This is a genomic window from Neorhizobium sp. CSC1952 (assembly GCF_030378245.1).
Classification (GTDB): Bacteria; Pseudomonadota; Alphaproteobacteria; order Rhizobiales; family Rhizobiaceae; genus Neorhizobium; species Neorhizobium oryzae_A.
On the sequence record NZ_CP128416.1, the window covers coordinates 1,066,694 to 1,080,196 of the forward strand.

General features: G+C 63.2%; 12 protein-coding genes and 1 tRNA gene. 5 read left to right on the forward strand and 8 right to left on the reverse strand.

Annotation, left to right across the window (positions count from 1 at the left end; genetic code table 11):
- Positions 1 to 217 precede the first annotated feature (217 nt).
- Positions 218 to 751 (forward strand): GcrA family cell cycle regulator, encoded by a 534-nt coding sequence (locus QTA58_RS05530; RefSeq protein ID WP_085422252.1) that lies wholly within the window; start codon positions 218 to 220, stop codon positions 749 to 751.
- Positions 752 to 1,104: 353 nt separating this feature from the next.
- A complete protein-coding gene (locus QTA58_RS05535; protein WP_289672016.1) occupies positions 1,105 to 1,539 on the forward strand; it encodes a PACE efflux transporter in 435 nt (144 codons plus the stop codon).
- A gap of 19 nt (positions 1,540 to 1,558) precedes the next feature.
- Here QTA58_RS05535 and phoB read toward each other — a convergent pair whose 3' ends face one another.
- The 7 genes from phoB to phoR all read right to left on the reverse strand — a co-directional run bounded on the left by phoB (position 1,559) and on the right by phoR (position 9,367).
- Positions 1,559 to 2,242 carry a phosphate regulon transcriptional regulator PhoB gene (gene phoB / locus QTA58_RS05540; protein ID WP_085422250.1) on the reverse strand — a complete coding sequence of 228 codons (684 nt, stop codon included), beginning with the start codon at positions 2,240 to 2,242 and terminating at the stop codon, positions 1,559 to 1,561.
- Positions 2,243 to 2,284: 42 nt separating this feature from the next.
- Entirely contained in the window at positions 2,285 to 2,998 is a 714-nt protein-coding gene (gene phoU / locus QTA58_RS05545) for a phosphate signaling complex protein PhoU (RefSeq protein ID WP_289672017.1), read from the reverse strand.
- Between the two features lie 43 nt (positions 2,999 to 3,041).
- Positions 3,042 to 3,857 (reverse strand): phosphate ABC transporter ATP-binding protein PstB, encoded by an 816-nt coding sequence (pstB, locus tag QTA58_RS05550; protein WP_085422248.1) that lies wholly within the window; start codon positions 3,855 to 3,857, stop codon positions 3,042 to 3,044.
- A gap of 14 nt (positions 3,858 to 3,871) precedes the next feature.
- Positions 3,872 to 5,191: a phosphate ABC transporter permease PstA gene (gene pstA / locus QTA58_RS05555; RefSeq protein ID WP_085422247.1), complete on the reverse strand. Its 1,320-nt coding sequence runs from the start codon at positions 5,189 to 5,191 to the stop codon at positions 3,872 to 3,874.
- A complete protein-coding gene (gene pstC / locus QTA58_RS05560; RefSeq protein ID WP_289672018.1) occupies positions 5,188 to 6,672 on the reverse strand; it encodes a phosphate ABC transporter permease subunit PstC in 1,485 nt (494 codons plus the stop codon). Before pstC ends, pstA begins: the two co-directional genes overlap by 4 nt.
- 185 nt (positions 6,673 to 6,857) lie before the next feature.
- Positions 6,858 to 7,892: a substrate-binding domain-containing protein gene (locus tag QTA58_RS05565; RefSeq protein ID WP_085422245.1), complete on the reverse strand. Its 1,035-nt coding sequence runs from the start codon at positions 7,890 to 7,892 to the stop codon at positions 6,858 to 6,860.
- A gap of 194 nt (positions 7,893 to 8,086) precedes the next feature.
- Entirely contained in the window at positions 8,087 to 9,367 is a 1,281-nt protein-coding gene (gene phoR, locus QTA58_RS05570; protein ID WP_289672019.1) for a phosphate regulon sensor histidine kinase PhoR, read from the reverse strand.
- Positions 9,368 to 9,541: 174 nt separating this feature from the next.
- Here phoR and ppk2 point away from each other — a divergent pair, with 174 nt between their 5' ends.
- A complete protein-coding gene (gene ppk2 / locus QTA58_RS05575; protein ID WP_289672020.1) occupies positions 9,542 to 10,423 on the forward strand; it encodes a polyphosphate kinase 2 in 882 nt (293 codons plus the stop codon).
- Between the two features lie 4 nt (positions 10,424 to 10,427).
- Here ppk2 and QTA58_RS05580 read toward each other — a convergent pair whose 3' ends face one another.
- Positions 10,428 to 11,657, reverse strand: coding sequence for a hypothetical protein (locus QTA58_RS05580; RefSeq protein ID WP_289672021.1), 1,230 nt, complete (start codon positions 11,655 to 11,657; stop codon positions 10,428 to 10,430).
- Positions 11,658 to 11,922: 265 nt separating this feature from the next.
- Between QTA58_RS05580 and QTA58_RS05585 the strand changes: the two genes are divergently transcribed.
- Together QTA58_RS05585 and QTA58_RS05590 are read left to right on the forward strand one after the other, a co-directional pair.
- Positions 11,923 to 12,879: a nitronate monooxygenase family protein gene (locus QTA58_RS05585; RefSeq protein WP_289672022.1), complete on the forward strand. Its 957-nt coding sequence runs from the start codon at positions 11,923 to 11,925 to the stop codon at positions 12,877 to 12,879.
- 122 nt (positions 12,880 to 13,001) lie between these two features.
- Positions 13,002 to 13,077, forward strand: a tRNA-Thr gene (locus tag QTA58_RS05590).
- Positions 13,078 to 13,503: the final 426 nt, after the last annotated feature.

Genomic DNA, 13,503 nt, shown 5'->3' on the forward strand with positions numbered 1-13,503 from the left:
AACAGCAAGTTGGGGAAAACCAAGAAATCGATTCCTGCAGATTCTCCCGACTCTTGCCACGGAGTCAGCCTCACACTAGGTTAATCGTCAATTACTAGACTGCATGCGGCGGAACTAGTCACCTCAAGCATAGATGTAGTGGGTGTTGCGGAATGATGTCTGCAGCAAAGGTGGAAGGATTCTGCATGCCTGCAACGTCCAAAGGCGGAGAACGGGCATGAACTGGACAGACGAGCGCGTCGAAAAACTGAAGAGATTGTGGTCGGAAGGCTTGAGCGCCAGCCAGATCGCCGCACAGCTCGGAGGCGTGAGCCGCAATGCCGTGATCGGCAAGGTGCACCGCCTCAGCCTGCCGGGCCGGGCGAAAGCCGGCGGCACGGTGGCCACGGGCCGTTCGGCCGCCAAGCGGACCACATCGGCGCCCCGGGCTCCGAACTATGCGTCGCGCGTCGCCACCCGGACCGTCGCCCGCGCGGTCGGCGCAACTCTTCTCAAGGAAGAGATCGAAGTCGAGGCTTTCGAGGAGATGGAATATCGTCCGGCCGCCAATGTGGTGGTGCCGATCTCCCGTCGCCTCGCCCTGACGGAACTCACCGAGCGCACCTGCAAGTGGCCGGTCGGCGATCCGCTCAAGGAAGATTTCCACTTCTGCGGCTGCGACTCCCCGGACAATTCGCCCTATTGCGGCTATCACACGCGGCTTGCCTATCAGCCGGTTCACGACCGCCGCAGGGCGAGTGCCCGGGCCTGACACGAACGCGGCACGAGAATGAATTGAAAGCGGGCTTCGAGATCGCTTCAGACTGCCGACAAAGGTTCGAAAATCTCTGATCGTCTTGCTCAGGCCTGTCCCGAGCATCTGCAAACCATCGATGTTTACAGATCCTCGGCACAAGGCCGAGGATGACGCCGAGCGAGACGCAAGATTTGTCATCAAGCTGAAGCGGGCTTCGAGGCCCGCTTTTTTCGTGTGCATGGCAGCTATGCCCTGCCGCGGCTTGCCGAGCAGTGCGAAAGCACCTATCTCAAGGATGCGAGGACGACCTCCCCCAATATCGGGCCAAAACTCCGGGACGACCCGGAACGAACCCACCGGGGAATATCATGCGCTCGACCCGCGACCGTATCCGCCACGCCATCAGCTTCGAAGTCATCGCGCTTCTCATCGTCACGCCGCTCGGGGCGCTTGCCTTCGGCAAACCGCTCTCCGACATCGGCGTCATCGCAATCGGCGGTGCGACGATCGCGACCGGCTGGAACTATCTCTACAATCTCGGTTTCGACCATCTGATGCGGCGGCTGACCGGCGGCACGCAGAAAACGCCGGCAATCCGCGTCGGCCATGCCATCCTTTTCGAGGTAGGCCTGCTGATCGTGCTTCTGCCCTTCGTCGCCTGGTATCTCGATATCAGCCTGTGGGAAGCGCTGGTCATGGACGTGGCTTTTGCCGTCTTCTACGTCTTCTATGCCTTCGCCTTCAACTGGGCCTACGACCGGCTGTTTCCGCTGCCGGAATGGCAGGAGGCTGAGGCGCGATGACGCGCGCCTCTTCCAGCGATCAGGATTCCATCGAATAACCCGCACCGCGGACGGTGCGGATGACATCCTGCATGTTGGAGAAATTCAACGCCTTGCGCAGGCGCCCCACATGCACGTCGACTGTGCGCTCGTCCACGTAGATGTCGTGGCCCCAGACGCCGTCCAGGAGCTGCGAACGGGAGAAGACGCGGCCGGGCGATGCCATCAGGAACTCCAGCAGGCGGAATTCCGTCGGGCCGAGGCGGACCTCACGGCTCTTGCGATGCACGCGGTGGGTCTCGCGGTCGAGCTCGATGTCGCCGCAGCGCAGAACGCTGGAGAGCACTTCCGGGCGCGCCCGCCGCAGCATCGCCTTGACGCGGGCCATAAGCTCCGGCGTCGAGAAGGGCTTGACCACATAGTCGTCCGCACCCGTGGCCAGGCCGCGGACACGCTCGCTCTCCTCGCCGCGGGCCGTCAGCATGATGATCGGCAGGCGCTCGGTTTCCGGGCGCATGCGCAGGCGCCGGCAGAGTTCGATGCCGGAAACGCCGGGCAGCATCCAGTCGAGGATCAGAAGATCCGGCGTGCGCTCCTGAAGCCTTATCTCGGCCTCGTCCCCCCGCAGGATCGTCTCGACGTCATAACCTTCGGCTTCGAGATTGTAGCGAAGAAGCACGCTCAGCGCTTCCTCATCCTCCACGACAGCGATTTTTGGCAGCATTCTCACCCTGCTCCGTCAGCATTCCGTCATTCGGTGCCGTTTTTACTCGGTAACGGCGCCGAGCGTGTTCGACGTATCGTCCTTCGGACGCTCGCCTTCCGGCTGGGCACCCGTCGTCATGTAGTAGATCGTCTCGGCGATGTTGGTGGCGTGGTCGCCGATCCGCTCGATGTTCTTGGCGCAGAACAGCAGATGCGTGCAGGTGGTGATATTGCGCGGATCCTCCATCATGTAGGTGAGGAGCTCGCGGAACAGGGACGTGTACATCGCGTCGATTTCCTCGTCGCGGATGCGGATCGCTTCCGCCTTCTCGGCGGACCGGCTCGCATAGACGTCGAGCACTTCCTTGAGCTGCACGAGCGCGAGATCGGAAAGGTGCTCGATGCCGCGGGCAAGCTTGCGCGGCACGCCGGTGCCCTGAACCGCGATGACCCGCTTGGCGGTGTTCTTGCCGAGATCGCCGACGCGTTCCAGATCGCCGGCGATGCGCAAGGTGCCGACGATCTCGCGCAGGTCGGACGCCATCGGCTGGCGCTTGGCGATCGTGACGATCGCCTTGTCCTGGATCTCGCGCTCGGCGTGATCCAGGATCACGTCGTCGGAGATGACCTTCTGGGCAAGCGCCGAGTCGGAATTCACAAGCGCGCGTACGGCGTCCGAGCACATCTGCTCGGCAAGACCGCCCATTTCGGAAATGCGGCGGCTCAGATATTTCAGTTCGTCGTCGTAGGCCGACAGGATATGGGTCGATGCCATCTTCTAATCCTCGAAATTGATGTCAGGCGGCACAGCCGGCCGATCAGCCGAAACGGCCCATGATGTAATCCTGGGTGCGCTGGTCGTCCGGGTTGGTGAACATCTTGTCCGTGTCGTTCTCCTCGACCAGCTGGCCGAGGTGGAACATGGCGGTGCGCTGGGACACACGGGCGGCCTGCTGCATCGAGTGCGTCACGATGACGATCGTGTAGTTGGCGCGCAGCTCGTGGATGAGCTCCTCGACCTTGGCGGTCGCGATCGGGTCGAGCGCCGAGCAGGGTTCGTCCATGAGGATGACTTCCGGCGATACGGCGACCGCGCGGGCGATGCAGAGGCGCTGCTGCTGGCCGCCCGAAAGGCCGGTGCCGGATTCATGCAGGCGGTCCTTGACTTCCGTCCACAGGCCGGCGCGCTGGAGGCTCGCCTCGACGATCTGGTCCATGTCGGCTTTGTTCCTGGCCAGCCCGTGGATGCGCGGGCCGTAGGCGATGTTCTCGTAGATCGACTTCGGGAACGGGTTCGGCTTCTGGAAGACCATGCCGACGCGGGCGCGCAGTTCGACGACATCGATCTGCGGATCGTAGATATCGTCCGTATCGAGGGTGATCTTGCCGGTGACGCGGCAATTCTCGATCGTGTCGTTCATGCGGTTGAGGCAGCGCAGGAAGGTGGACTTGCCGCAGCCAGAGGGACCGATAAGAGCCGTCACGGTGTTTTCGCGGACGTTGAGGTTCACGTCGAAAAGCGCTCGCTTCTCGCCGTAATACACGGACACGTCCTTGCCGATCATCTTATGCGAAACATCACTCATCTTCTGGTCCAGCGCCTTTTCAACTGCTGCTTCCGACATCATGTTCATCGTATCTACTCCTTCTACCAGCGACGCTCAAAGCGCCGCCGCAAGAGAATTGCGCCAACGTTCATTACGATGAGGAACAGGAGCAGGATGATGATCGCTCCCGAGGTACGCTCGACGAACGCGCGCTCGGCTTCGTTCGCCCACATGTAGATCTGCACCGGCAGCGCCGTCGAGGGATCGAGCGGCGTGGTCGGATAGTTGGCCACGAAGGCGACCATGCCGATCAAAAGCAGCGGTGCGGTTTCGCCGAGCGCGTGGGCGAGACCGATGATGGTCCCGGTCAGGATGCCCGGCATGGCAAGCGGCAGGACGTGATGGAAGATCGTCTGCATCTTGGAGGCGCCGAGGCCGAGGGCGGCCGCGCGGATCGATGGCGGCACCGCCTTCAGCGCCGCGCGCGTGGCGATGATGATCGTCGGCAGCGTCATCAGGGTCAGAACCAGGCCACCCACCAGGGAAGCGGAGCGCGGCAGGCCGGCGAAGTTGACGAAGACGGCAAGCCCGAGAAGACCGTAGACGATCGAGGGGACGGCAGCGAGGTTGTTGATGTTCACCTCGATCAGGTCGGTGAACCTGTTCTTCGGGGCGAATTCCTCGAGATAGATCGAGGCGGCGACGCCGATCGGCAGCGACAGGACCAGCACGATCAGCATCATGTAGAACGAACCGATGAGGGCGACACCGACGCCGGCGGCCTCCGGACGGCTCGACGCGCCATTGACGAAAATGCCGGTATTGAAGTGCTTCGCCAGCGCGCCGCTTTCGGCAAGCTGGTTCATCCAGCCCACCTGGCGGTCGGAAACCTTGCGGTTGGTCTCGGGAACCGAAAGATCGATCTGGCCCTTGAAGGCGGAGTCGAGATCGCCTGCGGCCAGCAGCGAGACGGTCTGCGTCGTGCCGATCAGCGACGGATTGGCGACGACCATGTCGCGAAGCTGGGTGCGGACGCCATCCGAGATCATCTGGTTGACGGCGCGCAGCCCGGCACGGTCGTTCTCGGCCACGCCGAGCACCTTGGCAACCGCGTTGCGGGCGAGGATCGGGTAGTTCGCCGTCATCAACTTCTGCGGATCGGTGGCCCGCTCGTTCTGCGGGTCGATGACCTGCTCGGAGAACTCGACCGGCACGGTGATCATCGTCTGCTGGAAGGCGGTATAGCCCTTGGAGACGACCGACCAGATGAGGATCAGCAGGAAGATGATGCCGAAGGACAGGGCGGCTATGCCATAGGCGCGGAAGCGGCGTTCGGCGGCGTAACGGCGCTTGATGCCGATATCGCGACGGGCGGGCTTGGCCTTGGGGATGCCTGCTGCGGGAGAAAGTGCATCGGTCATTCGTACTGCTCCCGATATTTGCGCACGATGTAGAGTGCATAGATGTTGAGGCAAAGCGTGATCGCGAAGAGCGTGATGCCGAGCGCGAAGGCCACCAGGGTCTGCGGCGAGGTGAACTCGAGGTCGCCCGTCAGCTGGCTGACGATCTTGACCGTCACCGTCGTCATCGGCTCGAAGGGATCGAACTGGATGCGGGCGGCGACGCCGGCGGCCAGCACGACGATCATGGTCTCGCCGATGGCGCGGGAAGCGGTCATCAGGATGGCGCCGACGATGCCCGGAAGCGCTGCGGGCAACGTCACGCGCTTGACGGTTTCGGAGCGGGTCGCGCCGAGACCGAGCGAACCGTCGCGCAGGGCGCGAGGCACGGCGGTGATGATGTCGTCGGACAGCGAGGAAACGTAAGGGATCAGCATGATGCCCATGACGAAACCGGCCGTCAGCACGCTTTGCGCCTGGATGAAGTTCATGTAGTCGCCGGTCAGCAGGCCATTCACCTGCGAGGAGAGATCGCGCAGGAAGGGACCGACAACAGTCAGGGCGAAAAAGCCGTAGACGATGGTCGGGATGCCGGCAAGGACTTCAAGCAGCGGCTTGGCGATCGAACGCACCTTCGGCGAGGCATACTCGGACATGTAGATGGCCGAGAAAAGACCGACCGGGACCGCGACGAGCATCGCCACCAGGCCGATATAGAGCGTGCCGAGAAGCAGCGGGATCAGGCCGAACTGGCCTTCCGAGTCGGTCGCGCCGGCGGCCGCGAAGCGCGGATCCCAGACGGTGCCGAAGAAGAATTCCCAGGCGGGCACGCGTGCAAAGAAGTGTCCCGCTTCCGTCAGCATCGACAGGACGATGCCGATCGTCGTGAGGATCGCGATGGACGACGCGACGACGAGACTGGCCAGGATGACCTTCTCGACCCGGTTGCGGGCGCGGAAACGGGGAGCGATCTGGCGGAACGCGAGCAGCGCACCGGCCAGCGACGCGGCGAGCACCACGATCGTCATCGCCGTCCGGCTCAACGCGGTCATGGTGTTCAGCTCGCCGGCGGCCTCGACCATGAAGGGCTGCGGCTCACCCGCGAGCGGCACGCCCTTGGCGCCGAGCGCGGCGCGCAGCTCGGCCGGATTGCTGCCCACCCGCTCGATCTCTTCCAGCGACAGCACGTTCATGCCGCGCGCAAGCGAGCTCACCATGCCGAAGTTCAGCCCCTGCTCGGCCTCGGAGAGAGCCTTCACCTCTTCGGGGAAGCCCGAACGAACGGAAGAATTGATGTAGATCGGGCTGGCGACAAGCCAAACCGCAAGGATCAGCAAGGCGGGAACGATCGCCCACAGGGCGATGAACGACCCGTAATATCCCGGTCGGGAATGCAGTTTGGACGACAGTCCGCCGGCAAGCGCCATGGCGCGCCGCGCGCCGGCAACGTATCCGGCAATGCCGATCAACGCCACAATCAATAATATCAATGATGTACTCATCAGAATCCCCCGGCCTACCGCCGATGGCGGCAACCCATACCGCCCAGCTCCGCTCATCGGAACCGATCGCATCCGCGTCCGCGCCGTGCGCGTCGACCGCCGCTTTTCCTGCGGCGCCTCGAGCTGCGATGAACAGCCCGATCAAGGAAAATCGGCGCCGCCAGAGGGCGGCGCCGATCATTTCATTACATGGTCTTGCCGGCTTCGAAGTCCTTGCGGACCTGCTCACGCTGGTCGTCCGGAGCAGCGACGAGGCCGTATTCGGCAAGCGGGCCCTCGGGGCCGACCATGTCGTCGGAGACGAAGAATTCCACATATTCCTTGAGGCCCGGGATGACGCCGAGGTGAGCCTTCTTCACGTAGAAGAAGAGCGGGCGGGAAACCGGATACTGGCCGGAAGAGATGGTTTCCGTCGACGGAACGATGTCCTTGACGGTCGCGACCTTCAGCTTGTCCATGTTGTTTTCATAGAAGGCCAGACCGAAAACGCCGACGCCGGTCTTGTTGGCCGCGATGCGGGCGAGCGTCTCGGTATAGTCGCCGTCGATGTCGACCGACACGCCATCCTTGCGAACGGCGATGCATTTGGCCGCAGCCTGCTTGGCATCCGAAACGAGGCCCTTGATGACGTCGGCGGCGCCGGCTTCCTTGCAGCCTTCGGACATGATCTTCTCTTCGAAGACTTCGCGGGTGCCGTGCTTGGAGCCCGGAATGTAGGCGGCGATCGGGCCTTTCGGCAGGGTCGGGTTGATCTCGGACCAGTTCTTGTACGGGTTGGCGACGAGCTTGCCGTCCACAACGACTTCAGCGGCAAGAGCCTTGTAGAGGTCCTTCGGCTCGATCTTCATGTCGCCATTGCTGGAGTCGGCCGCGAAAACGATACCGTCGTAGCCGATGCGGATTTCCTGGATATCGGTGACGCCGGCGGCCTTGCAGGCTTCCAGCTCGCTCTTGTTGATGGGGCGCGAAGCGTTGGCGACGTCGATGGTGCCTTCGCCGACGCCGGAGCAGAATGCCTTCAGACCACCGCCCGTGCCGCCGGATTCAACGACCGGAGCCTTGAAGTTCGGGAAGGTCTCGGCAAAAGTTTCGGCAACGATCTTCGCGTAGGGAAGAACGGTGGAGGAACCGGCAACCTGGACCTGGTCGCGCGCAGCGGCAGCACCGGCAAACGCAACGGAGGCCACGAGGGCTGCTGCAGAAAGTTTCAAGATGTTCATGAGGTCTCTCCCGTCATGGGCTTGTGTGAATGCGAACGTCGCCGGCTCTCGCTCTCGCCGGCGCTCAGCCCGCTTGTCTTAGCCGTTGTAGCCTCTTCGTTTTATGTCACTTCGATGAAACATTTGTGACACATCAAATGATTGTTATTACTACATAAAATCGCTGCACAGCCTTGCAGCGGCATGGCTTTATGTCAAAACCGCACGGTGAACTCGCTTCCCTTGCCGACTTCCGACTTCACGATCAGGCGGGCCCTGTGGCGGGTCAGGATATGCTTGACGATCGCAAGGCCCAGACCCGTGCCCTTCTTGGAGCGGCTGTCGGCCACGCTGACGCGGTAGAAGCGCTCGGTCAGCCGCGGAACATGTTCGGCCGGAATGCCCGGCCCGTGGTCGACGACAGCGACTTCCACCGGTTCGGAAGCGCCGTTCCTGAGGTAAACGTCGACGACTTTGCCTTCCTGTCCGTACTTGCAGGCATTTTCGATCAGGTTCTCGAAAACCTGGACGAGTTCGTCGCGATCGCCCAGCACCTCCACCTTGCCTTCCGGCAGATGGGTGCGGATCTCGACGCCGAGATCGTCGGCAAGCGGCAGCAGCGCATCCCGCACATGGCCGATCAGCGGCTTCAGATCGATCGTCTGGTCGGGCGCGATGTGGGACTTGAGCTCGAGGCGCGAGAGCGACATCAGGTCGTCGACCAGGCGGCTCATGCGCGTCGCCTGGTCGAACATGATGGCGAGGAAGCGCTCCTGGGCGGCCGGATCGGAACGTGCCGGCCCCTGCAGGGTCTCGATGAAGCCCCTCAGCGAGGCAAGCGGCGTGCGCAGTTCATGGCTGGCATTGGCGACGAAATCCGAGCGCATGCGGTCGATGCGGCGCAGTTCTGAAATGTCCCGGAAGGACAGAAGATACAGCTTTTCCGCCGCGCTCTCCGGACCGTGGGGCACCGGCTGGCTGAGATCGATCGGCGCGATGCGCAGGGTGTAGACGCGTTCCGAAGGAAGACGCTCAGAATGCTCGATCTGATTCGGCTCATCGGTCGCGATGGTCTCGCGCACCATGTCGAGAATGCCCGGCGAACGCAGTCTCGCGGACAGATGCGACCCGGCCGGCAAGATGCCGAAAGCCTTCTCCGCCGCCTTGTTCTGGAAAAGGACGGTGGCGTCGCCGCCGAGCACGAAAGCCGGGGTGTCCAGCGCGCCGAGCGTCGCGGCCACCTGCGGCAACGGATCGAAGACCGGCTCCTCATCCTCGACGACCTGCGGTTCCTCGACCGGCGGCGCGGCCGGCCTGCGCGCCACGACGACGAGCACCAGAAGCAGCCAGCCCACGACGACGCCCGGCCATTGCATGCCGGCCAGAAAGGCGAGCAAGGCGAGCAGCGTCAGGAGCAGCAGCAGGGGCCTTTCACGCCGGACCCCCGCACTGAGCGCATCCCAAGCCTTCCGCCATTTCTCCTGAACCGACCCCACGACCCGACCTGCAGCCTCATTGAGTTGAACGCGTGCTCATATATCCCTTGCATGACAGATATGCATCGCTTCCGATGAATATCATAAAAATCAAGACGCACAGGGCTGTAGCGGAATTTCGAACTTGCGTTACATATGAAGTTCGCCCTGTCGGCGTATTGGAGGGAAAAGATCATGGCGGATGCGACCGGAAGCCGGGCAGTCACTCTCGACATCAACGGCAAGTTCAAGCGTTTCGATATCGACGATCCGAAATTGCCGGGCTGGATCGAGGAGCACGCGCTCGAATCGGGCGGCTATCCCTATGACGACAAGATGGACAGGGAGAAATACGAGAAGCAGCTGGAGAAACTGCAGATCGAACTGGTGAAGGTGCAGTTCTGGCTGAAGGCGAGCGGCAAACGGCTGATGGCGCTTTTCGAAGGCCGCGACGCAGCCGGCAAGGGCGGCACGATCTTCTCCATCCATGCCTATCTCAACCCCCGTTCCGCCCGCGTCGTGGCGCTCAACAAGCCGACCGAGACGGAAGCGGGGCAATGGTATTTCCAGCGCTACATCTCGCATTTCCCGACTTCGGGGGAGATCGTGCTCTTCGACCGTTCCTGGTACAACCGGGCCGGCGTCGAGCCGGTCATGGGATTCTGCACGCCGGAGCAATACAAGGATTTCATGAAGGCGGTGCCGCGTTTCGAGGACACGATCTTCGACGAGGGCATCCTCTTCTTCAAATTCTACCTGGATATCGGCCGCGAGATGCAGCTCAAGCGCTTCCACGACCGCCGGCACGACCCGCTCAAGATCTGGAAGCTGTCGCCGATGGATGTCGCCGCGCTCAACAAGTGGGACGACTACACCGAAAAGCGCGACGTGATGCTCGACAAGACCCATACGAAGGAAACGCCCTGGGCCATCGTGCGGGCGAACGACAAGCGCCGCGCCCGCGTCAACGTCATCCGCCATATCCTGCTGTCGCTCGACTACGAGAGCAAGGACAAGCAGGCGATCGGCGAGCTCGACGAAAAGATCCTCGGCCTCGGTCCGAAGTTCCTGAAATAGGCGCTTACTGGCCCGGCAGAATGCGCACGGAATAAAGCAGCACGGGCCGGTCGGCGCCGTCGATGCCGCTGTTGATGATCAGCCGGCCCGGCCTGTTCGGTGCCAGCGACCGGTCGAAGGTCACGCGGAAGAGCGCCTCCAGCTTCTCCTGCGTGGCCGTGAACCGGTGGCGGCTGCAGGTGCCCAGGCTTCCGAAATCGCAGCGCACCGACAGTTGCGCGGAACGATTCTGGCCCGATTGCAGCGTCAGCGCCACCGTCGAGCTCTTGCCGGCCATTTCGCGCAGCACTTCCGGCGGCACATCGATCGCCACGTCGCCACCCTCGCCCGGCGCGGCGGACACGATCCGGACGGCCTGCCCCTCGGCTCCCGTCACGGCCTCTACCCCGGCCTGACCGCCGGGCTTCATTTCGGCCACGTTCGAGGGCACGAAGATTTCCACCCAGTCGTCGGAAAAGCCGCTCTGCGGATCGAAGGCGATCGGCCCCCCGCCCAAGCCCTGCCCGGCTCCGCCCGGCCGGTCGGCCGCTTTCATGGCTTCCTCGATGACGGATTGGACCATGCCGGACTGATAGAACCACCAGCAGGCGCCGCCGACGACGGCAAGCGTGATTATCCAGGTCAGGAGATGCGAAAGGAAACCCCGGCGCCTTCTCGGCTTGGCGGCCCGTTCCGGCGGGACATTCAGGCCGGTGTCGGATGGCGGCGCCGCGTCCTTCTTCGCCTTCACGGGTTCGACGGTTCCCGCTTTTGTCCGTGATCCGGCTTCGGTCCGTTCGGCCTCGAGGCGGTCGGCGCGCGTCGCACCGAAATCGGCAAGCCCCTCACCAGCCCCGACCGCCACGGTGGCGGCAGGCGCCACCGGCTGAGCGGGCGCAACCGGGGGGGCAACCTGAGGCGCAGCAGGCGGAGCGGCCTGCGTCGGAGCGACTTCCACGAAGGGCGCCTCGACCGGTTCGGTTTTCGGCGCATGGTCCGGCTCCGGGTGGAGCTCGACGACGGATGCCGACGCCGGCTGCGTCACGCGCTGAAGTTCCTCCATCTCGATTTCGTGGATCTTCTCTTCCAGCCGTTCGTGCTGCTGCATGATGACCAGCCGGTCGGTGACGCCCTGCTTGCGAAGACCGGCATCCAGCGCCTGGCGCGCCGACTGATAAATACGAGCCCTGATCTCCCGGTCCGCCCGGTCCGAGCGATCCAGTGCATTCCTGATGGCCGTTTCCAAACCGCTCACTGCCGGTCCTTCTTCCTACTCATTCCCGATACACGGGCCCGATACGCACACGTTTACGTTTCGGTAACCTCTCCGATCCGGAACTGCAAGCACCGCCTGTTCCGCCGAACCATGGCGAGAAATAAGGTCAGGATATGTCGGCGCCGGTCCACGCACGCTCCTCCGGCCGGCCCGCGGAAGTTTTTCCACCGGCTTTTCGCGGCCCACGGCATCTGCTAGACAGACTTACGTTTGCGTAAAGGTAAATCGGGAGGGCTCTTTCCTTATGCTTCCAGCAATCCTCAAGGACAGGCTGCGCCTGCCGGTCGTCGCGTCGCCGCTCTTCATCATCTCCCATCCGGAACTGACGCTGGCGCAATGCAAGGCCGGGGTGGTCGGCGCCTTTCCGGCGCTCAATGCGAGGCCGGAAAGCCAGCTCGACGAATGGCTGGCCTACATCACCGAGGAGCTCGCCGCCTACAATGCCGCACATCCGGAAAAGCCAGCCGCCCCCTTTGCCGTCAATCAGATCGTCCACATGTCGAACAAGCGGCTGGAGCACGATCTGGCGATGTGCGTGAAATACAAGGTGCCGATCGTCATCTCCTCGCTCGGAGCCGTGCCCGAGGTCAATGCGGCGGTGCATTCCTATGGCGGCATCGTGCTGCACGACGTCATCAACAACCGGCACGCCAATTCGGCGATCCGCAAGGGCGCGGACGGGCTGATCGCGGTCGCCGCCGGCGCCGGCGGCCATGCCGGCACGCTTTCGCCCTTCGCGCTGGTGCAGGAAATCCGTCAATGGTTCGACGGTCCGCTGCTGCTCGCGGGCGCCATCGCCACCGGCGGCGGCATTCTCGCGGCCGAGGCCATGGGAGCGGACATGGCCTATATCGGCTCGCCCTTCATCGCCACGCACGAGGCGCGCGCCGCCGACGGCTACAAGGAGATGATCGTCGCCTCGAACGCCGCCGACATCGTCTATTCGAACTATTTCACCGGCGTTCACGGCAACTATCTGAAGGGTTCGATCGCCGCGACGGGCATGGACCCCGACGCACTGCCTGAGGCCGACCCCACCAAGATGGATTTCGACAAGGCCGTGAGCGGACCGAAGGCCTGGAAGGAGATCTGGGGCGCCGGACAGGGCGTCGGCGCCGTCAAGGCGGTGGTTTCCGTCGCCGAACTGGTGGACCGGCTGGACGGCGAATACCGGGCTGCACGCGCCCGGCTTGCGCTTTGAACCGCGGAGAGACGGTGATTTGAGGAAAATCGCCGGGCAGATCAAATCCCGGCTTGAAATCGCCGGTCATTGCTTGTATCAGCCGCATCACTCGCAGCCCGGCCGAGCCGTCCGCTGCCCGTGCCGCTTTAGCTCAGTCGGTAGAGCACATCATTCGTAATGATGGGGTCACGTGTTCGAGTCACGTAAGCGGCACCACTTCCTTCCGGCATTTACTCAGAGTCTGGCCACCACCGCCCGGGCGGCTACGGCCTCGTCAGCGATTCGGACGGCGGTGCGCAGTGCCTGACCGCCGGCCTGAGGGTCCGCCTTTAACAATTGGGAAATCCCGTTTTGGCGTTTCGCCGCCATTTGAGGTGCATCCGGGGGAAATCCGTGCCGCTTCGGCACAGGCGCTGTGGAAAGTAACGATCCGCTAACTCTGATCATTAACGGCAGTGGAACCAAGAGCCGGATTCGAAAAACGTCTGCACCGTCGCACCAGGCGGTGTCCTCCCGCCGTCGGTCGCGGCCGGAGGCTCGGTGCGGCGGATCACACACGAGGCGTGCGCCGGGCCTCCGCGCCTGCTATCCATCTCATGACGACTGACTGGTGAACGGCCGGCACCCGCCATCCCCTCGGAA